Consider the following 25,564-nt stretch of genomic DNA (forward strand, 5'->3'; position numbering starts at 1 on the left):
CCGATAGAAAGGGCAAAGGACAGGCTGAATAATGTCTCAAAATATCCACGCTCATAAAATTTTGATTATTGATTTTGGTTCTCAGTATACCCAACTGATTGCACGACGTGTTCGTGAAATTGGTGTGTATTGCGAAGTTCGTGCTTTTGATATGGACGATCAAGAAGTAAAGGATTTTGATCCTAAAGGTATTATTCTAGCTGGTGGCCCAGAATCTGTTCCAGAACCTGGGTCGCCTCGAGCTCCTGACGCGGTGTTTAATTTAGGTGTTCCTGTTTTAGGTATTTGTTATGGAATGCAGACCATGGCAGAGCAAATGGGTGGCAAGGTTGCGGCTTCTGACATTCGTGAGTTTGGTTATGCGCAAATACGTACCCATGATGAGTCTTCTTTATTGCAGGGAATAGAAGATCATATTGCTAACAATGGTGTGCCTTTGTTGGACGTTTGGATGAGTCATGGTGATAAAGTGACTACCATGCCTGAAGGCTTTGCCTTGATGGCGTCAACAGAAAGTTGCCCTATTGCAGGTATGGTGAATGAGTCTAAAAAATTCTACGGTGTTCAGTTTCACCCGGAAGTGACCCATACTAAGCAAGGCGGTCGAATTTTATCTCGTTTTGTTAAAGATATTTGTGCTTGTGAAACGTTGTGGACACCGGCCAATATTGCTCAAGATGCGATCGAGCGTATGCGTGAACAAATTGGTGACAAGAAAGTCTTGTTGGCACTTTCTGGCGGTGTTGACTCTTCCGTGGTCGCGGCTCTATTGCATAAAGCGGTAGGCACTCAATTAACGTGCGTATTTGTTGATAACGGTTTGTTACGTTTAAACGAAGGCGATCAAGTGATGGCCATGTTTGCTGAAAATATGGGTGTTAAAGTCATTCGCGTTGATGCAGAAGATTTGTTCTTAGGTAAACTTAATGGGGAATCTGACCCCGAGAAGAAACGTAAGATTATTGGTAACACCTTTATTGAAATCTTTGATGACGAATCGTCTAAGTTAAATGAAGTTGAGTTTTTAGCTCAAGGAACCATTTATCCGGATGTGATTGAATCGGCTGCCTCCAAGACAGGTAAAGCTCATGTCATTAAGTCTCACCATAATGTGGGTGGTTTACCTGAAGACATGAAAATGGAATTGGTTGAGCCATTACGTGAATTGTTTAAAGACGAAGTGCGAAAGTTGGGTCTTGAATTGGGTTTACCGTACGACATGGTTTATCGTCACCCTTTCCCTGGACCTGGTCTAGGCGTTCGTATTCTTGGTGAAGTTAAAAAAGAATACGCCGATATTCTGCGCTTAGCGGATGCTATTTTTATTGAGGAATTGCGTCGTTCTGGTTGGTATGAAAAAACAAGCCAAGCATTTGCCGTGTTCTTGCCTGTTAAGTCTGTTGGGGTCGTTGGTGACGGTCGTCGCTATGAATACGTTGTGGCGTTACGTGCCGTTGAAACCATTGATTTCATGACGGCGCGTTGGGCGCATTTGCCATATGAGTTGTTGGAAACGGTTTCTGGTCGAATTATTAATGAAATTGAACACATCTCTCGTGTGACATACGATGTATCTTCTAAACCACCGGCAACAATTGAGTGGGAATAATTCAGCGTTAGGTAACACCTTGCACTGAACAGCAATAAACACTCCGAAGCCCGCTTACTAGCGGGCTTTTTATGTTAATTAGGCCATTTGGTTCTGGCTAGGCAGTATAAAGCTATTATCTGCAGTTATTGCGTGTGTATTTTAAATTGGAAGCTAGCAAAAAATTAGAGTTAAGCTTTGTTTTAAATTCAGAAGAAGACATTCTTGATGTGACCTCATATCCACATTGCTCAAAATATGGAGTTAAAAGGGTATATACGAACTAAATAGTTGTTGTTTATGGTCGCATCATATTGCGGCTTTTTTATAATTGAAATGAGAGTGACATGTTATGCAATTTGCAGCTCCATTGATTGAGGCAAGACTAATTAAGCGCTATAAGCGTTTCCTTACAGATGTCGCTTTACCTGATGGCTCTGAAATCACAGTGCATTGCCCTAATACTGGATCAATGCGGCGTTGTCAGCAAAATAATGCTCGTGTGTGGATTTCAAAAAGTGATAATCCAAAAAGGAAATACGCTTTTACATGGGAATTAGTGGAGGTTGATCAAGTGCATTTAGCCTGTATTAATACCAGCTTGCCAAATAAAATAGTGAAAGAAGCAATTGACTCTGGGGTGATTGTGGAGCTACAGGGCTATGGGTTTCACAAGGCTGAAGTTAAGTATGGTGAAAAGAGTCGTATTGATTGGTTGCTCTCTACTTCGACGGATATGAAAGAAAATCAATGCTTTGTTGAGGTGAAAAATGTCACTTTGTTGGAAGAAGGAACAGAAGGGTATTTTCCAGATGCCGTTACAGAGAGAGGAAGAAAGCACTTGTATGAATTAGCGTCTATGGTGAAGCAAGGTCATAGAGCGGTGCTGTTGTTCTGTGTAAGTCATACAGGTATTGATAGTGTACGACCAGCGTCATATATTGACCCAAAATACGCAGAGGCGTTAAAAGAAGTTGTTAGTGTGGGGGTGGAGGTAATTGCTTATAAAGCATTAATTACAGAAAAAGAGATAAAATTAGAACAAAAAATAAACGTTATCTTATGAATGTTACGTTTTTATGAAAGTTTTGAACTTTTTTTAGTTAAATACCAAAAAAGGGTTGCACTAAATCTGTAGATCCTTAATATACGCCCTCGCTGACACGGACAACCACTCAGAACAACGAGTGACTGCCCAGCAAGAAGAAACAAAACACACTGTGTTCTTTTTGTCTTACTTTGGTCAGCACGCTCTTTAAAATAGTTAATCAGATAATTTGTGTGGGCGCTCGCTGGAGACTTCGAAAAATTTGAAGTCTTACGAGAGTCCAAACACTTTCAATTCGTTCTTGTTTGTTTGATTTATCAAACAAACATTTAAGTTTAGTTAGAGTTAAATTTGAGTAAGCAAGCTGATTTATCAGCACAAGATCTTAAACTGAAGAGTTTGATCATGGCTCAGATTGAACGCTGGCGGCAGGCTTAACACATGCAAGTCGAGCGGAAACGATGTAGCTTGCTACAGGCGTCGAGCGGCGGACGGGTGAGTAACGCGTAGGAATCTGCCTAGTAGTGGGGGACAACATGTGGAAACGCATGCTAATACCGCATAAGCCCTACGGGGGAAAGGAGGGGATCTTCGGACCTTTCGCTATTAGATGAGCCTGCGTGAGATTAGCTTGTTGGTGAGGTAAAGGCTCACCAAGGCGACGATCTCTAGCTGGTCTGAGAGGATGACCAGCCACACTGGGACTGAGACACGGCCCAGACTCCTACGGGAGGCAGCAGTGGGGAATATTGGACAATGGGCGCAAGCCTGATCCAGCCATGCCGCGTGTGTGAAGAAGGCCTTAGGGTTGTAAAGCACTTTCAGAGGGGAGGAAAGGTTATTGATTAATACTCAATAGCTGTGACGTTACCCTCAGAAGAAGCACCGGCTAACTCTGTGCCAGCAGCCGCGGTAATACAGAGGGTGCAAGCGTTAATCGGAATTACTGGGCGTAAAGCGCGCGTAGGTGGTTTGTTAAGTCGGATGTGAAAGCCCAGGGCTCAACCTTGGAATGGCACCCGATACTGGCAGGCTAGAGTACGATAGAGGAGTGTGGAATTTCCTGTGTAGCGGTGAAATGCGTAGATATAGGAAGGAACATCAGTGGCGAAGGCGACACTCTGGATTGATACTGACACTGAGGTGCGAAAGCGTGGGGAGCAAACAGGATTAGATACCCTGGTAGTCCACGCCGTAAACGATGTCTACTAGCCGTTGGGTTGTAATGACTTAGTGGCGAAGCTAACGCAATAAGTAGACCGCCTGGGGAGTACGGCCGCAAGGTTAAAACTCAAATGAATTGACGGGGGCCCGCACAAGCGGTGGAGCATGTGGTTTAATTCGACGCAACGCGAAGAACCTTACCTACTCTTGACATCCAGAGAATTCGCTAGAGATAGCTTAGTGCCTTCGGGAACTCTGAGACAGGTGCTGCATGGCTGTCGTCAGCTCGTGTTGTGAAATGTTGGGTTAAGTCCCGTAACGAGCGCAACCCTTATCCTTATTTGCCAGCACTTCGGGTGGGAACTTTAAGGAGACTGCCGGTGACAAACCGGAGGAAGGTGGGGACGACGTCAAGTCATCATGGCCCTTACGAGTAGGGCTACACACGTGCTACAATGGCGCATACAGAGGGCGGCGAACTTGCGAAAGTAAGCGAATCCCACAAAGTGCGTCGTAGTCCGGATTGGAGTCTGCAACTCGACTCCATGAAGTCGGAATCGCTAGTAATCGTGAATCAGAATGTCACGGTGAATACGTTCCCGGGCCTTGTACACACCGCCCGTCACACCATGGGAGTTGATTGCTCCAGAAGTAGCTAGCTTAACCTTTCGAGGAGGGCGGTTACCACGGAGTGGTCAATGACTGGGGTGAAGTCGTAACAAGGTAGCCCTAGGGGAACCTGGGGCTGGATCACCTCCTTAAACGATACGAAGCTCTGGTGAGCGTTCACACAAATTATCTGATGACTACTTTATAGCGGCAATTGTACTAGGATAGAGTTCTAAGCAAGGTGTTGATGAAAGTGATTGTGATGACCTGTCATCATATTGTTTGTCTTATTCATAAATGTCTGACTTAGTGCTTTGCACTAAACTTGCTCTTTAACAATGTAACTTTTTGAAATAGACGATAATCAAGCGTCAAACCGGTGGAAAGCATCTTTCTCTTTATTGAGAATAACCTGGATGACTTTCTAAAATCGTAAAATCCAGTGATGACACAAAAGCATCGTTGGTATGTGATCTGAGTGTTGTTTTGATACTGGCTCTTCTTTAAGAAGCGTTAGGTATCAAAAAACTACTTTGGGTTATATGGTCAAGTGACCAAGCGTGCACGGTGGATGCCTTGGCAGTCAGAGGCGATGAAGGACGTGGTAATCTGCGATAAGGTTCGGGGAGTTGATAAACAAACTTTGATCCGAACATTTCCGAATGGGGAAACCCACCCGCTTGCGGGTATCATTAACTGAATACATAGGTTAATGAGGCGAACTCGGGGAACTGAAACATCTAAGTACCCGAAGGAAAAGAAATCAACCGAGATTCCCTAAGTAGCGGCGAGCGAAAGGGGATTAGCCCTTAAGTTGATTTGGTGTTAGTAGAACAAGCTGGAAAGCTTGGCCGTAGAGAGTGAAAGCCTCGTATACGAAAACGCCTTATCAATGAAATCGAGTAGGACGGGACACGTGGTATCCTGTCTGAATATGGGGGGACCATCCTCCAAGGCTAAATACTCCTGACTGACCGATAGTGTACCAGTACCGTGAGGGAAAGGCGAAAAGAACCCCGGCGAGGGGAGTGAAATAGAACCTGAAACCGTGTACGTACAAGCAGTGGGAGCGGACTTAGTTCCGTGACTGCGTACCTTTTGTATAATGGGTCAACGACTTATTTTCAGTAGCAAGGTTAACCATTTAGGGGAGCCGTAGGGAAACCGAGTCTTAATAGGGCGTTTAGTTGCTGGGAATAGACCCGAAACCGGGCGATCTATCCATGAGCAGGTTGAAGGTTGGGTAACACTAACTGGAGGACCGAACCCACGTACGTTGAAAAGTCCGGGGATGACTTGTGGATAGGAGTGAAAGGCTAATCAAGCTCGGAGATAGCTGGTTCTCCTCGAAAGCTATTTAGGTAGCGCCTCGTATCTCACCATTGGGGGTAGAGCACTGTTTGGGCTAGGGGGTCATCCCGACTTACCAACCCCATGCAAACTCCGAATACCGATGAGTGCAATTACGGGAGACACACGGCGGGTGCTAACGTCCGTCGTGGAAAGGGAAACAACCCAGACCGTCAGCTAAGGTCCCAAAGTTACAGTTAAGTGGGAAACGATGTGGGAAGGCTTAGACAGCTAGGAGGTTGGCTTAGAAGCAGCCATCCTTTAAAGAAAGCGTAATAGCTCACTAGTCGAGTCGGCCTGCGCGGAAGATATAACGGGGCTAAAACTGTACACCGAAGCTACGGATGCAAGATTTATCTTGCATGGTAGAGGAGCGTTCTGTAAGCCGTTGAAGGTCAAGCTGTAAGGCAGGCTGGAGGTATCAGAAGTGCGAATGTTGACATGAGTAACGATAAGGGGAGTGAAAAACTCCCCGCCGGAAGACCAAGGTTTCCTGTCCCATGCTAATCAGGGCAGGGTGAGTCGGCCCCTAAGGCGAGGCAGAAATGCGTAGTCGATGGGAAACAGGTTAATATTCCTGTACTTATGTATATTGCGATGGAGAGACGGAGAAGGCTAGGCTAGCACGGCGATGGTTGTCCGTGTTTAAGGTAGTAGGTTGAAGGCTTAGGTAAATCCGGGCCTTCTTAAGACCGAGAGCTGATGACGAGTCCTCTTTTGGACGAAGTAGTTGATGCCATGCTTCCAGGAAAAACTTCTAAGCTTCAGATATACATGAACCGTACCCCAAACCGACACAGGTGGTCAGGTAGAGAATACCAAGGCGCTTGAGAGAACTCGGGTGAAGGAACTAGGCAAAATGGCACCGTAACTTCGGGAGAAGGTGCGCCGGTTAGTGTGAAGGATTTACTCCGTAAGCATTGATCGGTCGAAGATACCAGGTGGCTGCGACTGTTTATTAAAAACACAGCACTCTGCAAACACGAAAGTGGACGTATAGGGTGTGACGCCTGCCCGGTGCTGGAAGGTTAATTGATGGGGTTAGCGTAAGCGAAGCTCTTGATCGAAGCCCCAGTAAACGGCGGCCGTAACTATAACGGTCCTAAGGTAGCGAAATTCCTTGTCGGGTAAGTTCCGACCTGCACGAATGGCGTAACGATGGCCACACTGTCTCCACCCGAGACTCAGTGAAATTGAAATCGCAGTGAAGATGCTGTGTATCCGCGGCTAGACGGAAAGACCCCGTGAACCTTTACTATAGCTTCACAGTGAACTTTGAACCTACTTGTGTAGGATAGGTGGGAGGCTTTGAAACTAGGACGCCAGTTCTAGTGGAGCCAAACTTGAAATACCACCCTGGTATGTTTGAGGTTCTAACTCAGGTCCCTTATCGGGATCGAGGACACTGTGTGGTGGGTAGTTTGACTGGGGCGGTCTCCTCCCAAAGAGTAACGGAGGAGCACGAAGGTGTGCTCAGCATGGTCGGAAATCATGCGAAGAGTGTAAAGGCAAAAGCGCGCTTAACTGCGAGACAGACACGTCGAGCAGGTACGAAAGTAGGTCTTAGTGATCCGGTGGTTCTGTATGGAAGGGCCATCGCTCAACGGATAAAAGGTACTCCGGGGATAACAGGCTGATACCGCCCAAGAGTTCACATCGACGGCGGTGTTTGGCACCTCGATGTCGGCTCATCACATCCTGGGGCTGAAGCCGGTCCCAAGGGTATGGCTGTTCGCCATTTAAAGTGGTACGCGAGCTGGGTTTAGAACGTCGTGAGACAGTTCGGTCCCTATCTGCCGTGGACGTTTGAGATTTGAGAGGAGCTGCTCCTAGTACGAGAGGACCGGAGTGGACGAACCTCTGGTGTTCCGGTTGTCACGCCAGTGGCATTGCCGGGTAGCTATGTTCGGACGGGATAACCGCTGAAAGCATCTAAGCGGGAAGCCTCCCTCAAGATGAGATCTCACTGGGACATAAGTCCCCTAAAGAGCCGTTGAAGACTACGACGTTGATAGGTTGGGTGTGTAAGTGCTGTGAGGCATTGAGCTAACCAATACTAATTGCTCGTGAGGCTTGACCATATAACACCAAAGTGGTTTTAAGTGATAAAGAGAGACTGAGAAAACTCGAAAGAGAAGAGTCAAACGCATCATAAAAGATCATAGAGACACAGATTACGACGCGCATCAGCGATGATGTGGCTGGTTTGATACTTGGTTATCGCTATTTCAAAAAAGCATTGTTAAAGATTCAAGCACGTACTGGCGTGTTGTGAGTGAACAAGCTGGGTTAAGCCTAAGGGCTTAACACAGGCACTCAGAACGAACGCAACCGGTTTGCTTGACGATCATAGAGACGTTGAACCACCTGATCCCATCCCGAACTCAGAAGTGAAAAGCGTCATCGCCAATGGTAGTGTGGCATTCGCCATGTGAGAGTAGGTCGTCGTCAAGTTTCAATTAGAAAGCCCTGATGGCTCACGCTGTCAGGGTTTTTTTAATTTATGAGAAGCCATGTAGAGCTATAAAAGCGTTTAGTTAGTTTGGTTGTTTTGTATCGCTATTCAAACGTATCTACTTTATGGCTCAAGCACTTATTAGCGTGTTGTGAATAAGACTCATAACAAACGCAACCAGTTTGCTTGACGATCATAGAGACGTTGAACCACCTGATCCCATCCCGAACTCAGAAGTGAAAAGCGTCATCGCCAATGGTAGTGTGGCATTCGCCATGTGAGAGTAGGTCGTCGTCAAGTTTGAATTATAGAAAGCCCTGATTGCTCACGCAGTCAGGGTTTTTTTTCGTCTGTAGGTCAGCATTTAGGCTGACAATAGGGTACGTGAACATCTTGTGTATATGAAAAAGTCTTGATTATGTATAGGACTTTTTATCGTTTTTCTTTGAAGTATCAGTACGTACCTTAGGTAATTGAGTTATTTACTCTTTCTTAAGTGCTGATAGTAAATGCCTAAATTTTTCTCCTTGTATGGCGACATGGCCACGTAGTAAATCGGCTGCTTTTATTGAATCTCCTTGTGTAAGAGCTTCAACTATTTGTTCGTGCTCTGACATAGATTGTGGCATACGCCCACGAAGTTGAAGTTGTAGACGACGATAAGGTTTTAACCTTTGGTGTAGTTTCTTGGTTTCATGCTCCAAGATACTGTTGCCCGATTCCTTATAAATTATCATATGAAAGACTTCATTGGCGTAATAGTAAGTGTCTGCCTCACCCGCTATCATGGCTTTTTTACATTTACTGTTTGCCAATCTTAGTTTTTCTAGAGCCGAATCGGATATTCGTAGGGCGGCTAGGCGACCGCAAGAAGACTCCAGCTCCGCCATAACTTCAAAAAGTTCCATGAGCTCAACCGGGCCTGGTTGGCGCACAAAAACCCCTTTTCTGTGTATTTGCTCAACAAGCCCAGATTTACTGAGTTTTTGTAGCGCTTCTCTAATCGGGGTTCTGGAAACACCGAACTCTGAAGATAAAGCTATTTCGTTTAGTCGCTCTCCGGTTTTGTAATCACCACGTAAGATGGACTCTTCTAATGCACTCGCAATAATGTCTGAATTTTTCATATTGTGATCATATCATAATAAAGTTTTACAACAATTGTATACAATAATTGCAATATTGTGTATTTTAACTTGAGACGTGAATTATTTAGTTTTGGCTTAGGCCATAAAGGTGCCCTTTTTATAGAAAGTAAATTGAGGTGCGACATTCTCTAAAATAAAAATAAATTCTTAGGAGAAAAAAATGAAGAAAATCATTTCTAAATCACTTATCGCATTGTCTATTTTCAGCGGCAGCGTTGTCGCTGGTGCTGAAGAGCTTAGATTATCCCACCAATGGTCAAATAAAGATATTCGTCACCAAGTGGCACAGATGGTTGCGGATGAAGTCAGTGCAGCTAATGTGGATCTAACCATTAAAATCTTTGGTTCTAAATCACTGTTTAAACCTCGTGAGCAATATCGGCCTGTGAGTAGAGGCCAATTAGATATGACCTTGATCCCTTTAAGTTACGCCGGTGGCCAACAACCAGCTTATAACCTGACTCTCATGCCAGGATTAGTTAAAAATCATGATCATGCGGCTCGTTTGAGTGCTTCGCCTTTTATGGAAGCCATTGAAGAAAAAATGGCAGAAGATGATGTTATGGTTTTAGTTCATGGTTATTTAGCCGGTGGATTTGCAGGCAAAGATAAATGCATTACTAACCCTAAAGATGTAAAGGGCTTGCAAATGCGTGCTGCGGGTAAATCATTTGAGCAGATGTTAGCCGGTGCTGGAGCATCAATCGCATCTATGGCTTCCTCAGAAATTTATAATGCAATGCAAACTGGCGTTCTTAACGGCGCGAATACATCTTCATCTTCTTTTGTTTCATATCGTATTTATGAACAAGCTAAATGTTACACGCCAGCAGCCGATGTTGCTCTTTGGTTTATGTATCAGCCTCTATTGATGAATAAAACGACCTTTGAAAATTTAAATAAAGAACAGCAAAGTGCCTTACTAGCGGCCTCTAAAAAAGCGCAAAATTTTTATTTAAATGAAGCGAAAAAAGAAGATGCGGCCTCTACTGAGGTGTTCCGTCAAGCCGGTGTTGAAATCGCTGAAATGACGCCAGAGGATTTTACTCAATGGAGAGAGCTTGCAAAAGAAACATCTTACAAAGCATTTGTAGAGGACCTTCCTGATGGTCAAACCTTACTTGATTTAGCGTTAGCGGTTGAATAGGGGCCGAATCATGACGTTACCAAATGACTATGCTAATGGTAGCCAAGGGATACAGCATAAATTTATTTATGCTGTATCCTGGCTTTCGACTTTGTCGGGCTGGCTAGCGGCTTTTATGATCGTTGCAGCGGTTATGATTACCTGCCAAATGATCTATGTAAGGTCCGTTCTAAACCTCTCGACTATCTGGCAAACAGAAGCTGTCGTGTATTTTATGATATCAGCGACTTTAATGGGTTTACCCTATGTCCAACTCTTACGTGGGCACGTTAATGTTGATCTGATTCCAATACTGTTGTCGGCTACCTTTCGAAAGTATATGTATTTTTTTACGCTTTTTTTATCAATTATGATTGTCCTCGTCATGGTGTTTTATGCGTTTGAGCATTGGCATTTGGCTTATGAGCGTAATTGGAAGTCAGATACAGTGTGGGGAATTCGTTTATGGATTCCTTATCTCTCATTGCCGGTAGGATTTTTCCTATTATTGCTTCAATTAATAGCCGACTTTCTAGCGGTGATTATTGGAAAAGATACGCCGTTTGGCTTGGAGGAGAAATAATGGATCCTTTAGTATTGGGCGCGATTGTCGCTGTAATGACTATCTTAGTGTTATTTTCTGGGGTATCGGTTGCATTGGGTTTATTAATCGTCTCAGGCGGTTTTTTGCTGGTGTTTGATGGTTTGCGTTCGTTAGAGCTTCTACCTGAAATATTTTTTGGAAAGTTAGATAGCTTTGCTTTGTTATCTATTCCTATGTTTATCATTATGGGGTCTTCCATTGCATCAACTCGAGCAGGCGCTGATTTGTATGAGGCGTTAGAGCGTTGGTTGACTCGTGTCCCTGGTGGCTTAGTGATATCGAACTTGGGGGCTTGCGCCTTGTTTGCTGCGATGTCTGGGTCATCTCCTGCGACTTGTGCTGCAATCGGTAAAATGGGAATTCCCGAAATGCGTAAACGTGGTTATCCTGACGGTGTGGCGGCGGGTTCGATCGCGGCTGGCGGAACGCTTGGTATTCTTATTCCTCCATCCGTCACTATGATTGTTTACGGAATAGCGACAGAGACGTCAATTGGTCGTCTATTTTTGGCTGGTGTCATGCCTGGTTTTCTGTTGGTTGTTTTATTTATGGCGTGGTCTTTATATTCAACTTGGAAATCCGGTAATAAAGAATTATTGGCGACAGGAAGTTATAGTTGGCGAGAGCGTTTTGAAATCCTACCTAGAGTAGTACCATTCTTGGCGATTATTGCCGGTGTGTTATATGCCATGTATGGCGGCGTTGCCACTCCTTCTGAAACGGCGGCTGTTGGTGCTTTACTTTGTCTGATTATTGCGATGATCATATATCGTTTGTGGCATCCAAAGGCTTTGTGGGTTGTGCTAAGAGACAGTACTCGTGAAAGCGTTATGATCTTGTTTATCATTGCGGCGGCGGGTGTCTTTAGTTATATGTTGTCCAGTTTGTTTATTACACAATCTATCGCAGAGTGGATTGGTACTTTGGACGTAAACAGATGGGTATTAATGATTGCGGTGAATGTGTTTTTATTAATCGCAGGTTTTTTTCTTCCTCCTGTGGCCGTCATTCTGATGTCTGCACCGATTTTATTACCCATTATAACGTCGGCTGGTTTTGACCCTATTTGGTTTGCTGTTGTGTTAACGATTAATATGGAAATTGGCCTAATCAGCCCTCCCGTAGGACTGAACTTATATGTAATCAACGGTATTGCGCCAGATATATCGTTGAAAACGATTCTTATGGGCTCTCTTCCTTACGTGGCCTGTATGGTTATTGCGATTGTTCTCTTATGTTTATTTCCAGGTATAGCCACTTGGCTACCTAACCTAATAATGGGACCTAGTATATGAGTATGATGATGGAGTTGTTGTCAAACATCTTTGATCGACGTTATCGACCTTCTGAAAAAAACACATTGCAGAAAGACAGCTCTGTCATTTCTTTGGTGGATAAATTAATCGGTACGGCTGGTGAATCCTCCGGCATTACATTAGCCACACAAATTCTTGATCGATTTGATGAATTAACAGACGAAGATAAGTTAGCCCTGTTTAACCATTTATCGACTAATATGGATATTGATCCTGACCAGGTTGAAGTAGCACTTGAGGATTATCGTAAACAACCATCTAAAACTACCTACCATAATTATATGGAAGCGGTTGAACCCAGACGGCAAGAATTGATTCGACGTTTGAATCAAGTGTCTGGAGCCACTGGAAAACTTGTTAATATGCGGGCGGATTTACTTAGGCTGAAAAAAAATTCTGATACTCTTGCTGCATTGGATTTGGATTTTCGTCATCTTTTTGCCTCATGGTTTAATCGTGGTTTTTTAGTGCTGCGCCCCATTAATTGGGAAACCCCCGCCCATATTCTTGAAAAAATCATTGCTTATGAAGCGGTTCATGCAATTGCTAGTTGGGATGACTTACGCCGTCGTATGCAACCTGAAGATCGCTGCTGTTTTGCTTTTTTTCACTTATCTATGCCGGATGAGCCGCTGATATTTGTGGAAGTAGCGTTAACGAAAGGAATTGCAAATTCTGTTCAGTCAGTACTATCCGATAATCGTGAAGAAATCTCAGTGGAAGAGGCCGATACCGCCGTCTTTTATTCGATTTCTAATTGTCAGCAAGGCTTAAGCAGTATTTCATTCGGGAACTCACTTATTAAGCAGGTAGCAGCGGATTTATCTTCGCGATATAGCAATCTTAAAAACTTCGTGACTTTATCGCCAATTCCTACTTTGATGAAATGGGCAAAAGAAAGAGGAATTGATACATCCTGTCAGCCATTTAATGATACGAAGTTACTAGCCGCTCACTATTTGCTTAATGAGAAAGGGAAAAATGGTCGTCCTTATGATCCTGTTGCACGCTTTCATTTAGGTAATGGTGCAAAAATTTATGCTATTCATAATGATGCAGATCTATCCGGTAAAGGTATCAGGCAGTCTGGAGGTGCAATGGTAAATTATCTTTATGAACTAACGAATGTCTCTGAAAATCATGAAAAATTTGCCGCGACGGGTTATATATCAACTACTCAGGATGTTTTAAAACTGAGTGAATCTTTGTCACCTTTGTTAAGAGAGAAACAACATGTCTAATCCTCTTTATGATGTTCTATTTGCTTCACATAAAGGTAAAAGTACGACCTTTATCATCGATTCGTTGAATAAAAAAGAAGTGTCTTATGATGCTTTTCTTAAGCAAGCTGCGCAATATGCTCATGCAATTACTGAGCAAGGCTTACAGCCAGGAGATTGCCTTGCAGCCCAAGTCGGTAAATCCGTTTCCACACTGGCATTATATGCCGCGTGCGTTCAAGCTGGTGTGGTTTATTTACCTTTAAACACGGCGTACACCTTCTCTGAGGTCGAGTATTTTATTAAAGATTCTGGATCAAAGTTATTGGTTTGTAATTCGTCATCGGCTCAAGTTATGGAGAGCTTATCTAAATCTTATAATACGATTATCATGACGCAATCTGATGATGGGCTACAGGGGAGTTTGCCTGATTTAGCGAAAAAATTGCCAACCACTTTTACTACAGCCGATCGAACCCTTGATGATATTGCGTCATTTTTATACACCTCTGGTACAACTGGGCGCTCAAAAGGTGCTATGTTGACTCAGAATAACTTATTATCCAATTGTGAAACCTTGCAAGAAGTTTGGGAATTTACCAAAGACGATGTGCTTTTACATGCATTGCCTATTTTTCATATTCATGGCTTATTTGTTGCGGTCAATATCGCTCTAAAATCGGGAGCAAAGCTAATTTTTGAACCAAGTTTTGATCTGGATCGGATTATCATGTTGTTGCCTAAGGCGACGGCCTTGATGGGCGTTCCTACTTTTTATACACGGTTATTGAGTGATGAACGGTTCGATCGAGATCTTACTCAGCATATGCGATTATTTATTTCTGGGTCCGCACCGTTACTGTCAGAAACCCATGTGCAATTCGAGCAACGCACAGGTCATCGTATTTTAGAGCGATATGGTATGACAGAAACCAACATGAATGCATCAAACCCATATAAAGGGGAGCGTCGTGCTGGTACTGTCGGTTTTCCATTGCCGAATGTTGAGTTGAAAATTACGGACCCAACAACAGGTGAGGAATTACCTCAAGGTGAAATAGGTCAAATTGAGGTTCGAGGGCCGAATGTTTTTAAAGGGTATTGGAATATGCCTGAAAAAACAGCGGAAGAGTTACGGTCAAATGGCTTCTTTATCACTGGAGACCTAGGCTCAATTGATTCTGACGGTTATGTTAGCATTGTGGGTAGGAATAAAGATCTTATTATTTCTGGAGGGTACAATATTTACCCGAAAGAGATTGAATTGATATTGGACGAACAGCCTGGCGTTATTGAAAGTGCTGTTATCGGTGTACCGCATCCTGATTTTGGCGAAACGGTTGTTGGTGTTCTTGTTGCCGATAAAAATGTTTTGGATATCGACAGCGTTCAGAATGCAGTTAAAGACGCTTTAGCAAGATTCAAGCATCCCCGTAAACTGGTTGTTATTGATGCCTTGCCTAGAAACACAATGGGTAAAGTTCAAAAAAATATTTTACGCGAAGAATATAAAGTCCTTTTTATGAACTGATGTCCTGGTTATTTGAGCAGACATTGGGTAAAAAACCAAAATTCAAATAGGGCTCATAATATTTACGTTTGATTTTTTACATGTTGGCTATGAAGTGAAAATCATAGAAAAATAGATGCTTTTCTATGATTTTTGCCTTGTAGTAGTATGGTAGGCGTGATGAAGTAAAGTAATCGGATTCATTTCAGATTGAGTGTATATATTGATGCAAATGCTCGCGTTTAGGTCTATGATTTTTTTGAAAAAAGGGGATATTAAAAATATAAAATTAGAAGCGTGTGATTTCTTCCTTTAATAATACCCGTAACCTTATATCTGTATTAAAATCGAGCCCTAGACACTACTTGGTTATTCAGAATGATTTCCCTATCGTTGACTATTTTACCTGTTTTTCTCTTATTAATAATGGGCATTATTTTATCTAGATACGATTTCCCATCGGATTCGTTTTGGAGTGGTGTTGATAAATTAGTCTATTGGGTGCTCTTTCCATCGCTACTTTATACCAAAACTTCAGAGGTAGATTTTAGCCATCCGATAGTAGGGCGCTATGCCATTATTTTCCTTTCCACAATTGCGCTTATTTTCTGTCTCTGCTTGCTGGTAAATACGTTCATGCGTGCTTCTCCTCCAACGTGTACGACTATCGTTCAAGCTGGTGTTCGATTTAATACATTTATAGCGCTTGCCGTTGCTGATAAGCTTTATGGTGATGTTGGTCTGCTGTACGCAACGTTAGGGGCTTCTATTCTTATACCAACAATTAACGTGCTAGTTGTTATTTATATGGTAGTTAAACACGGCAAAAAAGGCGTGAGTTTATCTGGACTAATAGTTAAGGAATTATTTAAGAACCCGCTTATTATATCGATTCTATTAGGGGTAAGTGTTAACTTGCTTGGAGCCAGTGACGTTATTCCTTTATATGCAATAACTGAAATACTATCACAAGCGACGTTACCTTTAGTTTTGTTAGCCGTTGGGGCGAGCTTACAATTTAAAGAAATAAATACGGCCTGGAAGTATATCTGGTGCTCCACTATCATCAAGATGACCGTTTTCCCCACCATTATTATTTTACTTTGTATTACTTTTGACATTTCAGGCGTTGTGGCGGCTGTGGCGGTTATTTTTGGAGCCGTTCCTACCGCAACATCAGGCTACGCTCTGGCTCGTCAATTAGGTGGCAATGCTCCACTAATGGCTGTTTTAATTAGTTCTCAAACAGCCATTAGTATGGCTATGTTGCCAATGGTAATGTGGGTTGCCCAGATAATATTTTTAACTTAATGTTTATGGTGATGATGTTCATGGTGGTGTTCATGAATGTCATGCTCAGTGCTTGGCTCTTCTTCACCATCATAATAAAGTCCAATGTCATCTCGAATTTCATCGAGTGTACTAATGAGCTCAAGAGAGTCTTCCCAAGAGAAATTAGGGCTTTGCAGCAGCCCTTCTTCTAAGCAGCGGTTTACTTCATCTATTTCGAATTGATACCCCAGCCCAGGAAAGTCAAATTCAATGGCTCTTTCGTTGTTATTAGCATCAATCAGCCGACACGATTTGGCCATGAACCAGGGGCCGTCTATTTCAATGAATCCTTTACTGCCTGATAAGACGGCTTTATTGGGAGAGTGAGAGATAAGTGATGACTCTAAACTGGCTAAGTGTCCTTTTTCCCAGCCTAAAAGAACTTGATTGAATACATCAACGTCCGTATCTCCTATTACGGCTTGGTTTTGAATAAAATCGGGTTTACCGAAAAACAATTGTGCGAGAAAAATTGGGTAAATTCCTAGATCAAGTAAAGCACCACCAGCAAGTGACTTGTTTAATAATCGATGCTCTGGGTCGGATGGACCAACAAAGCCAAAGCTTGCCTGAATACTGTTTAATTGACCTAACTCTCCATCTTCGATCCAATCATAAACTTGTTCAATCACTGGATTAAAGCGCGTCCACATGGCCTCCATAGCAAAGACATTATTTTGTTCAGCAAGTTCATATAATTCACGTGATTGCTCTTGATTGATAGTAAAAGGTTTCTCACAGAGAATGGATTTTTTAGCCAGAATACAGGCTTTAGCGATTTTGTAGTGCAAATGGTGAGGCACCGCAATGTAAATAATATCCACTTGATCGCTATTAATTAATGAAAAATAGTCTATAAAGGCTAAATCGATATTAAAGTCGGCCGCAAACTGATCCGCCGTTTCTTTATTGCGCGATGCGATCGCCGTTAATTCACCTGTTTTTGCATAGGCAAAGTCATTGGCAAAGCTTCTAGCGACCGCACCGGTTCCGATGATACCCCAACGTATAGTTCTCATAATATTCTCCTGCTGTATTATTGGTCGCTTTTAGAGTGTCTATTGGATAGATTGTCTATTGAATTCTTTCTTGTAAGTCCGAAATTTGTTCTTCGAGTTCTTTGATACGCTGTTTTAAACTTACTATTAGGGTGTCTTTATCTTCCGTCGAATTGTTCATAACCTGCAAAACAGCATTTTCAGCAAACAGATGGATATAGCGTATTTCCCTTTTCCCTGGGACCTTTGGCAGTGCTTGAATGTAAGGACCACCAGTCATCGTAATCAAGGATTGTAAGGTATCTTCTACTTCTGCGAGATCTTTAAATGTGTAAAGTCGAGCCGCTCTTGATCTAAGTTCTCCCGATGTCTGAGGACCTCTTAGCATAAATAAGCAAATAAGGGCGAGTTCAGGCATACTAAACTGAATATCAGAGAATTCAGTATTACAAAAGCGATGTTGGTATTTTGCCGTCTTGCTATTAAAGCTTGATGTATCTATTACAAGATTACTTTGGATTAATTCATCTAAAATAGTTTCTAATTCCATTAAACTAAAATCCGTAATGGGATCTCTACTGGATTTTTGGTTGCATGCATTTTGAAGTGATTTAAGGCTTAAAGGATAGAGGTCTGGAGTGGTAATTGATTTTTCTATTAAGCTACCAATAATGCGGATCTGTTCATTAGTGAGGGACTGCTGGCTCATAGTAAACCCTTATTATAATACTTAAGGATTATATATTACTCCTTGTCTTGCTTGTTTTGGAAGTCGCTTGACGTAAATGATGGCATAAGTAGTAAAGAAAGTAGGCCTTTTGTTTTATAAAAACGCGTTTGCGGCATGCCTATTTGAATGTCTTGGTCACCCAAAGTAGCCTTAGGTGTGTATGTTTGAAAAAGTCTGTCCCAAACACTTAAGAAAAAGCCATAGTTGCTGTTCGTTTCTTTTGTTAGACGAGAGTGGTGAATTCGATGCATTTCTGGTGTAACAATCATTTTTCTTAACTTAGCTTCAAACGCGACAGGAAGTCTAATATTGCTGTGATTAAATAGCGCGGATGCATTTAAGAGGATATCAAAAAATAAAATAGCCGCCGCTGGTATACCAAAAATTAATACGATCGCGCTTTTGTATAGTAAGGAGAGAAGTATTTCAATTGGATGAAATCGAACCGCCGAAGAGACATCCAGTTCGGCATCAGAATGATGCACTCTGTGTAACCTCCAAATCCAATTAATACGATGAGATAAGGTGTGCTGGCAGTAAATGGCTAAATCCAGTAAAACGATACTAAGAAGCACGGTTATCCAGAATGGGAGAGGCCACTGTTGTAACAGACCATAGTTTGAAGCGGATAGGGCGATTATTGATAATAAAATCGGCTGGAAAAAGCGCAAAGTGACGGTATTAATGGCAAGCATCCCGATATTTTCTAGCCAGCGCTGCTTCGAGTAACGTAACGGTTTTTTGGGAAAAAATGTTTGCCAAAAAAAGAGTGCAACAACACAGAACAAAAATACAGTCAGTCTCAATGCGTAATCGGTCATAATGTACGGCCCCATATTTTTGTTTTGTGGTCAATGACAACCCTGCTGAAATGTTAGTCAATACTCTTGCTAAAAAGTTCCTTAAAATTAGGCTCTCTGATTAAAATTGAAAATTCCATTCTCATAATAGACTTTCAGATAAAAGGTCTATCTAAAATGAGAGTGAAAAGTGAATCAAGATAGACGATTGATTGCCTTTACCATTTTATCAAGAGCTTCTTCCAATAAGGGCCGAGGGCAGCCAAAATTGAGCCTTAAAAACTGGGGGTTACCAAAATCTTTGCCATCAGAAAGGCCTACTCCAGCGTCAAGGAAAAAGCGATAGGGATCGTCGAGTTGTAACCCACTGACATCAAGCCATTCTAAATATGTCGCTTCCAAAGAAGAAAATTTTATTGGGGTGTCTTTTAGTTTTAATCGGATAAAATCTCGGTTGCTTTTCAGGTATACCAATAAATTCTTATGCCATTCTTGACCTTTTTCATAGGCAGCTTGAGCCGCTACTAAGCCTAATACATTGGGAGAAGGGATAATACCGCTTTTTTCTTTATTGAACAGGTGCCTTAATTTGGGATTTTCAATCACGGCAAACGCAAACCCAAGACCGGCAATGTTAAAGGTTTTACTGGGTGCCATTAGGGTGATTGTTCGATTTTTTGCGTCCTCATTTAAACTGGCAAAAGGAACATGAGAAACGTCTTCTAAGATAAGGTCACAATGAATTTCGTCAGAAAGCACGATTAGGTTGTTGGCTTGGGCCATTTTATGGATGCGTTCTAATTCGGCTTTAGTATAGACGGTACCACCTGGGTTATGAGGGTTACAGAGTAATAACATGCAACTATTTTTATTTGAACACGCTACTTCTAAAGCCTCAAAATCCGGTATCCATCGCTGACTTTCGTCTTGTTGCATTTCCACATGCAGCAGTTTTCTATCCGCCAGCTCAGCGGCTTTTGTTAAATGGTAATAAACAGGGCCGGGGACAACAATACTGTCTTCTTTATTAGAAAACGTTCTTACCCCTAAGTGCAGGGCGCAGACAAGTCCTGGTAAATAGACAATAGATTGCTCGTTGATAAGCCATGAGTAGCGCGTTTCTAAGTGGTTTTGAATACTGTTGAAAAGCGATTTTGATGCCGATGTATAACCAAAAATACCATGTTCTAAACGTTTTGAAATTGCGTCTCGAATAACATCTGGTGATGTAAAATCCATATCAGCTACCCATAAAGGAATAACGTCTTTTGAATATCTTGACCATTTGTCGCTTTGAGTATCGGTTCGTGGAATTATAGTATCAAATTCATTTTTCATATTGGCTTGTTCCGTCATTATAACCTCTCAAAAATTGAAATAATCATCGATTTTTTATTAATTTATAATAATTTAAAAATATTAATTCCTATATTAATCCGCATAAAAATCTTTGTAAATCAATCATATTAAATGAAATTTTAAGAAAAAGGGAAAAACTTTAAAAAAACTAATAATATAAAAAAATATAATCATATCAATATCTTAACTGCTTATATGATCCTTTTCTTTAATTTGTCAAGGGTTGCCCTTAGTTCTTAAGCATCCTACTATGATTAAAGTTAAACAAGCGTTTAATATAAAGGTTGTGATTTATGCCAAAAGTTGGAATGCCAGAAATTAGAAAGCCACAGTTGATTCAAGCCGCTATAAAGGTAATTGATGAGCGAGGGTTTGCTGGTGCAACAGTCAGTGTTATTGGAAAAAAAGCCGGTGTTTCTCCTGCCATAATAAACCACTATTTTGGCGGTAAAAACGGTTTATTAGAAGAAACAATGAAAAGCTTAATTCGTGAATTCTTTCAGCTATTAAAAAAAGAACTGGCAGAAGAAAAGAAAGAAAGCACGATAGAAAATATCATGATTATTGTGAAAACCAGCCTCAGTCACTCTCAGACTCAGCCAGAAGTCGTTAAAGTATGGATGGGTTTTTGGGCCTTGGCTATGCACGATACTGTTTTTTTTAGACTTCAACGTGTTTATTCCAAACGACTCAATACAGCGCTTGTGGTTGAATTAAAGGGGGTACTTGGTTTGCAGAAATCTCGAGAAGTATCGCAAGTTGTCGCTTCTTTAATTGATGGTATGTGGCTTAGAGGTTCATTAGATGGTGGAATTAACAAGGCTTATGCCACTAAGTTAATTCGCTCTTATTTAGAATTAGAACTTGGTTAGATCTCACCGTTTTAAGAGCGGTTTATGTATAAAAATAGAAATGTCGTATAAAGTTAATTGAATTATTAAAACGAGGGTAAATTATGTTATCAATGCTAAGTAAATCTGTTGTTGCTACAGGTATCGCAACTGTCTCAGGCCTAACGATTGCTGCGAGCTGTTCTACCGTTCGATTTTCAGATGTAGGTTGGACTGATATTACAGCAACAACGGCGGTTGCCTCTGAAGTGTTGCAAGGATTGGGTTACGAAACAAAAACTCAGTTGTTGTCTGTGCCGATCACTTATACATCTCTAGCCAATGGCGATATTGATGTCTTTCTTGGTAATTGGATGCCAACAATGGAAGCAGACATTAAGCCTTACCTTGAAGCCGGTACGGTTGAAGACTTAGGTCCAAATTTAGTGGGTGCTAAATATACCTTGGCGGTTAACAAAACGGCTTATGACGCAGGAGTGAAAACGTTTGCTGATTTGGCTAAATTCAAGAAAGAGTTTTCTAGCCGTGTATACGGTATTGAGCCAGGTAATGATGGCAACCGTATTATTCAAAGTATGATTGATTCCAATGCATTTGATTTAGGTTCGTTTAAATTGGTTGAATCTAGTGAGTCTGGGATGATCTCTCAGGTAAGTCGTAATGCTCGCCGTGATAAATGGATCGCTTTCTTAGGCTGGGCGCCGCATCCAATGAACTCAAATTTCGAGATTGAGTATTTAGATGGTGGTGATGACTTCTTTGGACCAAACTACGGTGGTGCTAATGTCCATACAAACGTTCGTAAATCCTACGTAGCTGAGTGCCCTAATGTCGGTAAGCTTTTGACTAACCTAGAATTTTCCCTTGAGATGGAGAACCAAATCATGGGCGCTATTCTAGACGACGGCAAACAACCTAATGTTGCCGCGCAAGAATGGTTAAAGAGTAACCCTGCTGTCTTAGATTCATGGTTAACGGGCGTGGCAACTGAATCAGGTGACAACGGCAGTGTAGCGGCTGTTAAGGCGCATTTAGGACTGTAATCTAGTTAAGTAAAATAGGGTGGCCGTTTTATGTTTTAGCCACCCTTTCTTTGTAGTCCTAATGTCGTGGAGAGAATATAATGAACTGGTTGACTGACCATAAACTTCCCCTCGGATCTTGGATGGAGCTATTTGTAGATTGGCTTATCGAAGTTGCCGCCGTTTTTTTCGATTTTATTTCAGAAACCTTAGAAACATTAATTGTTTCTTTAGTTGATGCGATTGAATGGATGCCGCCCTTAGCTGTGATTGTCATTGTTATGATCGGAGTGTGGCTCTTGCATAGAAGTACAGGCCTAGTGGTTTTTGTAGCCGCTTCAATGCTGTTGATTATTAATTTAGGTTATTGGGTAGAAACGATTCAAACATTGGTGTTAGTTGTCTCGGCCACCACAATCAGTGTTCTTGTTGGTGTGCCAATTGGCATTGCTGCCGCGCATAGGCCTTGGTTATATACCATACTTCGACCCATTTTAGATCTAATGCAAACGATCCCAACCTTTGTGTATTTGATTCCCACTTTGATTTTATTTGGTTTGGGGTACGTTCCAGGTCTAATATCTACCATCATTTTTGCTATCGCCGCCCCAATTCGACTTACGTATTTAGGGATTAGTAAAGTACCTACTGAATTGGTGGAAGCTGGACTCGCATTTGGTTGCACTAAATCTAAATTACTTTACAAGGTAGAGCTTCCGGCGGCCATGCCAAATATTATGGCTGGCGTTACCCAATGTATTATGTTGTCCTTATCTATGGTGGTGATTGCGGCTCTAGTAGGCGCTGACGGACTTGGTAAGCCTGTGGTAAGAGCGTTAAATACAGTAAACATTTCTCAAGGCTTTGAAGCCGGTATCGTTATTGTACTTGTTGCTATTATGCTTGACCGTATTTGTAAAAGTCCTTCGGCTAGTAAGGAGCAATCATAATGTCTTCTGTTGTAAGTATTCAAAATCTCGATGTTGTCTTTGGTGACAACACCCGTGAAACGCTTTCATTAATGGATCAAGGAAAGTCAAGAAATGAAATTCTAGGTATTACAGGGGATGTTGTTGGTGTACAAAACGCTAATATTGAAGTGAAAGAAGGAGAAATCTGCGTCCTAATGGGACTATCAGGGTCTGGTAAATCAACGTTGTTAAGGACCATTAATGGTCTCAATAAAGTCGCTCGCGGTCAGTGTCTTGTGCGCGATGGTGACACAATGGTCGATATGGCCACTTGTAATGAAACCATGTTAAGACACATTCGAACAAATCGTGTTTCTATGGTATTTCAAAGCTTTGCCTTGATGCCATGGCTCACCGTATTAGAGAACGTTGCTTTTGGTTTAGAAATGCAGGGTCTTGGTAAAACTGAGCGTTTAGAAAAAGCTAGAAAGCAAATTGATATGGTTGGTCTTAATGCATGGGCCGATAAAAAAATTGATGAATTGTCTGGTGGTATGAAGCAGCGCGTAGGGCTAGCAAGAGCGTTCGCGATGGATTCAGACGTGTTGTTAATGGATGAACCGTTTTCGGCTCTTGATCCTCTTATTCGCTCACAACTTCAAGATGAGTTAATTGAGTTACAACAACGTTTGAATAAAACCATTATTTTTGTGAGTCATGATTTAGATGAAGCACTGAAAATAGGGTCAAAAATCGCCATCATGGAATCCGCAAAAATTATTCAAGAAGATAAGCCAGAAGCGATTGTGTTAAACCCTGCAACTGAATACGTCGAAAAATTTGTTGCTCATACAAACCCACTAAACGTTCTTAAAGGAAGCTCTTTAATGTCTCCTAAAGGCGAAATGGAGACCTTCGACTTTGGCTGTGTTGATGGCGGTATTTATTATCATTTAGATGGTCAAGGTAATGTTAATAGAGCGGAGTGTAATGGCCAAGTGTTGAATATAAACGATTGGCAGATAGGCGAAAGTATCGATTCTTTAGCGGTTGATTCTGTCACTAACGTGCCCTTTGATATTTCGATGAGAGACGCCGCCGAAATACGCTATAAAACCGGTCGACCATTAATGCTGATTAAAGACGGCCACTTTGTCGGTATTTTGAACGATAATAACTTCTATCATGCCTTACTTGGTAAGCATTTTGGTCAATCTGACGAATCATAAATTTAATGTTGAGTAATGCATTAAAAAGACCAAATTAGTCGTGCTAATTTGGTCTTTTTTTTGAGTTTATTTTGGACCTGATATTGTGTTGTACTTAAGCGGGTGTAGACAATTCGGTTTTTAACCAATCAGCGAAGGTTTCCATTAGTAGAGTCTTTTCCGTTGAGTGGGTGAAAATCAACTGGTAACCATTAGTTGATGAGTGGCTGAATTGAGGGAAAGAAACCAGTAAGCCTTTTTGAATCAAGTCGTTTAAAAGGGGCGACCAAGCTAAGCAGATGCCTTGTCCTGCTAAAGCGGCCTGTACGAGCAATGTGTAGTTGTCCGATTCAAATTGCGCTTGTAGACTGTTCATAGTCAGTCCGTGTTTAAAGGCGACATCGTCCCAGTTGAGCCAACTTTTGCTTTTGTTTTCATTGAGCTTCAAGATTGGGTAATTGAGTAAATCATCAAATTGCGTGATGGGACGATCTGTTGTTAGGAGTGTTTGACTGCAAACAGGTAAGACGGTTTCTGTAACAAGCTGGTGGCTATCGTAGTGATGATGGTTCGACCCGAATAATATAACAATGTCTGCGTCTGCGCTATTCGCCACATCAGGCGCTTGCGATGTTTGTAATCGAATGTCCATCTCAGGGAAAGTCGACTGATATTTATGCCTAAATTCAGTCAGTTTCGGTATCAAGATATAAGAGGCAAATGCGAAATCTGTTGCCACAGTGATTTGATTGTTAAGAGGACGCTGACGAATATCGTCACACACGAGTTTTAGTTCGTGTAAACTTTTTTGTGTCGCGAGCATCAGCTTATTTCCCGCTTCAGTTAGCTCCACACCACGATAAACTCTATTAAATAATTGGCACTTTAAATTGGCTTCTAAACTTCTGATTTGTTGACTGATAGCCGGTTGAGTTGTTCCCAGTTCCTTGGCTGATCGTGTGAAACTGAGAAGTCTAGCCGCAGATTCAAAAACAACCAAATGTTGTAGTGGTGGCAGTAAGCTTTTCTGAGACATAAGCTCTAATTATCCGAGTTAACTCGTTGCAATGACTTTACAGGGTAAACCTAAAAGACACATAGTGTAAAGAATCGAATGTGAAGAGATGAATAAGATTGTCGGTTTATCTATTTGCGGTCTTTCATGTTCGTGCGTTGTACGCAAGGTAACGCCAAAAAGAGCGATAATGTGTCTAT

General features: G+C 41.9%; 18 protein-coding genes and 4 rRNA genes. 16 read left to right on the plus strand and 6 right to left on the minus strand.

What is annotated here, in order from left to right; genetic code table 11:
• Positions 1-31: 31 nt before the first annotated feature.
• The 6 genes from guaA to rrf (IEZ33_RS05085) all read left to right on the plus strand — a co-directional run bounded on the left by guaA (position 32) and on the right by rrf (IEZ33_RS05085) (position 8,514).
• Positions 32-1,609, plus strand: coding sequence for a glutamine-hydrolyzing GMP synthase (guaA, locus tag IEZ33_RS05060; RefSeq protein WP_191602618.1), 1,578 nt, complete (start codon positions 32-34; stop codon positions 1,607-1,609).
• A gap of 331 nt (positions 1,610-1,940) precedes the next feature.
• Entirely contained in the window at positions 1,941-2,654 is a 714-nt protein-coding gene (sfsA, locus tag IEZ33_RS05065) for a DNA/RNA nuclease SfsA (RefSeq protein WP_191602619.1), read from the plus strand.
• A gap of 369 nt (positions 2,655-3,023) precedes the next feature.
• Positions 3,024-4,561 (plus strand): 16S ribosomal RNA (locus IEZ33_RS05070).
• Between the two features lie 392 nt (positions 4,562-4,953).
• Positions 4,954-7,840, plus strand: a 23S ribosomal RNA gene (locus IEZ33_RS05075).
• Between the two features lie 258 nt (positions 7,841-8,098).
• Positions 8,099-8,213 (plus strand): 5S ribosomal RNA (gene rrf, locus IEZ33_RS05080).
• 186 nt (positions 8,214-8,399) lie between these two features.
• A 5S ribosomal RNA gene (gene rrf, locus IEZ33_RS05085) occupies positions 8,400-8,514 on the plus strand.
• The 16S, 23S and 5S rRNA genes sit together here, the layout of an rRNA operon.
• A 182-nt stretch (positions 8,515-8,696) precedes the next feature.
• Here the strand turns inward: rrf (IEZ33_RS05085) and IEZ33_RS05090 are convergent.
• Positions 8,697-9,341 carry a GntR family transcriptional regulator gene (locus IEZ33_RS05090; RefSeq protein ID WP_191602620.1) on the minus strand — a complete coding sequence of 215 codons (645 nt, stop codon included), beginning with the start codon at positions 9,339-9,341 and terminating at the stop codon, positions 8,697-8,699.
• Between the two features lie 181 nt (positions 9,342-9,522).
• Here IEZ33_RS05090 and dctP point away from each other — a divergent pair, with 181 nt between their 5' ends.
• The 6 genes from dctP to IEZ33_RS05120 all read left to right on the plus strand — a co-directional run bounded on the left by dctP (position 9,523) and on the right by IEZ33_RS05120 (position 16,449).
• Positions 9,523-10,509 carry a TRAP transporter substrate-binding protein DctP gene (gene dctP, locus IEZ33_RS05095; RefSeq protein ID WP_191602621.1) on the plus strand — a complete coding sequence of 329 codons (987 nt, stop codon included), beginning with the start codon at positions 9,523-9,525 and terminating at the stop codon, positions 10,507-10,509.
• Between the two features lie 10 nt (positions 10,510-10,519).
• Complete coding sequence (locus IEZ33_RS05100; protein ID WP_191602622.1) at positions 10,520-11,071, plus strand: TRAP transporter small permease; 552 nt, start codon at positions 10,520-10,522, stop codon at positions 11,069-11,071.
• On the plus strand, positions 11,071-12,387 hold the full coding sequence (locus IEZ33_RS05105; RefSeq protein WP_191602623.1) for a TRAP transporter large permease: 1,317 nt from the start codon (positions 11,071-11,073) through the stop codon (positions 12,385-12,387). Before IEZ33_RS05100 ends, IEZ33_RS05105 begins: the two co-directional genes overlap by 1 nt.
• Positions 12,384-13,649, plus strand: coding sequence for a malonyl-CoA decarboxylase domain-containing protein (locus IEZ33_RS05110; RefSeq protein ID WP_191602624.1), 1,266 nt, complete (start codon positions 12,384-12,386; stop codon positions 13,647-13,649). Before IEZ33_RS05105 ends, IEZ33_RS05110 begins: the two co-directional genes overlap by 4 nt.
• Positions 13,642-15,159 carry a malonate--CoA ligase gene (locus IEZ33_RS05115; protein ID WP_191602625.1) on the plus strand — a complete coding sequence of 506 codons (1,518 nt, stop codon included), beginning with the start codon at positions 13,642-13,644 and terminating at the stop codon, positions 15,157-15,159. The genes IEZ33_RS05110 and IEZ33_RS05115 overlap by 8 nt, the downstream gene beginning before the upstream one ends.
• 357 nt (positions 15,160-15,516) lie before the next feature.
• Positions 15,517-16,449 carry an AEC family transporter gene (locus IEZ33_RS05120; protein WP_191602626.1) on the plus strand — a complete coding sequence of 311 codons (933 nt, stop codon included), beginning with the start codon at positions 15,517-15,519 and terminating at the stop codon, positions 16,447-16,449.
• Here IEZ33_RS05120 and IEZ33_RS05125 read toward each other — a convergent pair.
• The 4 genes from IEZ33_RS05125 to IEZ33_RS05140 form a co-directional block, all read right to left on the minus strand.
• Positions 16,446-17,489 (minus strand): Gfo/Idh/MocA family protein, encoded by a 1,044-nt coding sequence (locus tag IEZ33_RS05125; protein WP_191602627.1) that lies wholly within the window; start codon positions 17,487-17,489, stop codon positions 16,446-16,448. The genes IEZ33_RS05120 and IEZ33_RS05125 overlap by 4 nt on opposite strands.
• Positions 17,490-17,544: 55 nt before the next feature.
• Positions 17,545-18,177 (minus strand): YceH family protein, encoded by a 633-nt coding sequence (locus tag IEZ33_RS05130; protein ID WP_191602628.1) that lies wholly within the window; start codon positions 18,175-18,177, stop codon positions 17,545-17,547.
• Positions 18,178-18,212: 35 nt separating this feature from the next.
• Positions 18,213-19,019, minus strand: a complete 807-nt coding sequence (locus IEZ33_RS05135) for a sterol desaturase family protein (RefSeq protein WP_191602629.1) — start codon at positions 19,017-19,019, stop codon at positions 18,213-18,215.
• 174 nt (positions 19,020-19,193) lie between these two features.
• A complete protein-coding gene (locus IEZ33_RS05140) occupies positions 19,194-20,354 on the minus strand; it encodes a MalY/PatB family protein (protein ID WP_240009639.1) in 1,161 nt (386 codons plus the stop codon).
• Between the two features lie 296 nt (positions 20,355-20,650).
• On the opposite strand from IEZ33_RS05140, the gene betI reads away from it, so the two are divergent.
• From betI to choV, 4 genes are all read left to right on the plus strand, one after another.
• Positions 20,651-21,229 (plus strand): transcriptional regulator BetI, encoded by a 579-nt coding sequence (betI, locus tag IEZ33_RS05145; protein ID WP_191602630.1) that lies wholly within the window; start codon positions 20,651-20,653, stop codon positions 21,227-21,229.
• Between the two features lie 92 nt (positions 21,230-21,321).
• Positions 21,322-22,251: a choline ABC transporter substrate-binding protein gene (locus IEZ33_RS05150; RefSeq protein WP_420844877.1), complete on the plus strand. Its 930-nt coding sequence runs from the start codon at positions 21,322-21,324 to the stop codon at positions 22,249-22,251.
• A gap of 80 nt (positions 22,252-22,331) precedes the next feature.
• A complete protein-coding gene (choW, locus tag IEZ33_RS05155; RefSeq protein ID WP_191602632.1) occupies positions 22,332-23,180 on the plus strand; it encodes a choline ABC transporter permease subunit in 849 nt (282 codons plus the stop codon).
• A complete protein-coding gene (choV, locus tag IEZ33_RS05160) occupies positions 23,180-24,370 on the plus strand; it encodes a choline ABC transporter ATP-binding protein (RefSeq protein WP_191602633.1) in 1,191 nt (396 codons plus the stop codon). Before choW ends, choV begins: the two co-directional genes overlap by 1 nt.
• Positions 24,371-24,464: 94 nt before the next feature.
• On the opposite strand, the gene IEZ33_RS05165 is transcribed toward choV, so the two are convergent.
• Positions 24,465-25,385, minus strand: coding sequence for a LysR substrate-binding domain-containing protein (locus IEZ33_RS05165; RefSeq protein ID WP_191602634.1), 921 nt, complete (start codon positions 25,383-25,385; stop codon positions 24,465-24,467).
• Between the last annotated feature and the right edge of the window lie 179 nt (positions 25,386-25,564).

This window comes from Marinomonas algicola, from assembly GCF_014805825.1.
Taxonomy (GTDB): domain Bacteria; phylum Pseudomonadota; class Gammaproteobacteria; order Pseudomonadales; family Marinomonadaceae; genus Marinomonas; species Marinomonas algicola.

Excerpts from the sequence above, each read along its gene's own strand:
- sfsA (WP_191602619.1), top strand. The coding sequence starts at position 1,941 with ATGCAATTTGCAGCTCCATTGATTGAGGCAAGACTAATTAAGCGCTAT.
- IEZ33_RS05125 (WP_191602627.1), bottom strand. The coding sequence starts at position 17,489 with ATGAGAACTATACGTTGGGGTATCATCGGAACCGGTGCGGTCGCTAGA.
- IEZ33_RS05150 (WP_420844877.1), top strand. The coding sequence starts at position 21,322 with ATGCTAAGTAAATCTGTTGTTGCTACAGGTATCGCAACTGTCTCAGGC.
- betI (WP_191602630.1), top strand. The coding sequence starts at position 20,651 with ATGCCAAAAGTTGGAATGCCAGAAATTAGAAAGCCACAGTTGATTCAA.
- choV (WP_191602633.1), top strand. The coding sequence starts at position 23,180 with ATGTCTTCTGTTGTAAGTATTCAAAATCTCGATGTTGTCTTTGGTGAC.
- choW (WP_191602632.1), top strand. The coding sequence starts at position 22,332 with ATGAACTGGTTGACTGACCATAAACTTCCCCTCGGATCTTGGATGGAG.
- guaA (WP_191602618.1), top strand. The coding sequence starts at position 32 with ATGTCTCAAAATATCCACGCTCATAAAATTTTGATTATTGATTTTGGT.
- IEZ33_RS05120 (WP_191602626.1), top strand. The coding sequence starts at position 15,517 with ATGATTTCCCTATCGTTGACTATTTTACCTGTTTTTCTCTTATTAATA.
- IEZ33_RS05135 (WP_191602629.1), bottom strand. The coding sequence starts at position 19,019 with ATGACCGATTACGCATTGAGACTGACTGTATTTTTGTTCTGTGTTGTT.
- IEZ33_RS05115 (WP_191602625.1), top strand. The coding sequence starts at position 13,642 with ATGTCTAATCCTCTTTATGATGTTCTATTTGCTTCACATAAAGGTAAA.
- dctP (WP_191602621.1), top strand. The coding sequence starts at position 9,523 with ATGAAGAAAATCATTTCTAAATCACTTATCGCATTGTCTATTTTCAGC.
- IEZ33_RS05140 (WP_240009639.1), bottom strand. The coding sequence starts at position 20,354 with ATGACGGAACAAGCCAATATGAAAAATGAATTTGATACTATAATTCCA.
- IEZ33_RS05110 (WP_191602624.1), top strand. The coding sequence starts at position 12,384 with ATGAGTATGATGATGGAGTTGTTGTCAAACATCTTTGATCGACGTTAT.
- IEZ33_RS05130 (WP_191602628.1), bottom strand. The coding sequence starts at position 18,177 with ATGAGCCAGCAGTCCCTCACTAATGAACAGATCCGCATTATTGGTAGC.
- IEZ33_RS05100 (WP_191602622.1), top strand. The coding sequence starts at position 10,520 with ATGACGTTACCAAATGACTATGCTAATGGTAGCCAAGGGATACAGCAT.
- IEZ33_RS05090 (WP_191602620.1), bottom strand. The coding sequence starts at position 9,341 with ATGAAAAATTCAGACATTATTGCGAGTGCATTAGAAGAGTCCATCTTA.
- IEZ33_RS05165 (WP_191602634.1), bottom strand. The coding sequence starts at position 25,385 with ATGTCTCAGAAAAGCTTACTGCCACCACTACAACATTTGGTTGTTTTT.
- IEZ33_RS05105 (WP_191602623.1), top strand. The coding sequence starts at position 11,071 with ATGGATCCTTTAGTATTGGGCGCGATTGTCGCTGTAATGACTATCTTA.